Genomic DNA, 1,285 nt, shown 5'->3' on the forward strand with positions numbered 1-1,285 from the left:
TGAATCTGATTTTATACAAGACTATGTTATACAAGGTATTCCTAAATTTATATTATTAGATACAGAAGGTAATATTGTAAATGCAAATGCTCCTAGACCATCTGACCCTAAGTTAAAAGAAGTTTTAAATAACCTGTTATAATACAGTAAACTATACACTTTAAAATATAAAAATCATCTTGGTAGTTTATCAAGATGATTTTTTTTGTAAACACCTCTACATTATAAGAAAAAACTTATTAACTTGTAATCCTCTTATTTAAAATAATTTCTATGAAAAAAAAGATTATTACTCTCGGACTCCTTATTTTAAGTATAGTAGCCTGTAAAGAAAAAGAAGTACATACATTAGATTATGCAATTTTAAAAGGAAATATTACAAACACTAAGGATAAGAAAATAACACTTATTAAAAAGAATAGTACGTATGCTGACACTATAAGTATTACTGCAAATGGTTTGTTTTTAGATACCATTAAAGCTCCTGAAGGCGAATATTCTTTTATGGTTGACAACAATAAAATTAATCTATACATAGAAAAAGAATTTAATCTTAAAATTAATGCTGATGCAAAAGATTTTGATAATACAATCTCAATCGTTGGCAAAGGTGAACTAGAGAATAATTATTTAAAGTTTAAAAAAGAACAAAATTCTAGTTTTAAAGTTGATGCTGATTTATTAAAATTAGAAGAGAAATCTTTTAAAGAAAAAATCAATAATCACAAAACAACTTTAAATAATAAATTAGATAAAACTGAAGGACTTTCTAATAAATTTATAGCATTTCATAAAAAAGACAATAACTATAATTACCTTTTAGCATTATCAAACTATAAAAATTGGCATACGCGCTATGTAAAAAATAAGGACTTTAAAATGTCTAAAGAGTCTTTACAAGAACTTGACCAGGTTAACTATTATAACGATGAAGATTATAAAAATCATAACGGATATAAATCGTTGGCCAGACAAAAATTACAAAATGAAATAGCAAAAGAGACTAAAAATAGTAAGTACCCAGTTTTAGCTGTTGCAGCCAAGTCAAAATCAGAGTTCATTAAAAACGAATTGTTATTACAAGTAGAATATGTAATTACACATAAAATGGATATGCTTAAAAACTCTGATCCTAAATTTAATATGGATGAGTATTATGCTAAATTTAAGTCAATTGCTACAGATAAAGAGTTAATAGCTAAAATAGAAAAGCAATATAAAAATTTAAAATTATTAGATAAAGGTAATCCTTCCCCTAAGTTTGTTGGTTATGAAAATCACGCTG

2 protein-coding genes are annotated in these 1,285 nt (G+C 25.1%); both read left to right on the forward strand.

Annotated features, from left to right (window positions below; all coding sequences use genetic code 11):
- Window positions 1–142: TlpA family protein disulfide reductase (locus KLA_RS18025; protein ID WP_410492506.1), on the forward strand; the 142-nt coding region annotated here is incomplete at its 5' end.
- Between the two features lie 131 nt (window positions 143–273).
- Window positions 274–1,285: hypothetical protein (locus KLA_RS17225; RefSeq protein WP_034647417.1), on the forward strand; the 1,012-nt coding region annotated here is incomplete at its 3' end.

Origin of the sequence: Cellulophaga geojensis KL-A, from assembly GCF_000568425.1 — a bacterium.
In the GTDB taxonomy this organism is placed as follows: Bacteria; Bacteroidota; Bacteroidia; order Flavobacteriales; family Flavobacteriaceae; genus Cellulophaga; species Cellulophaga lytica.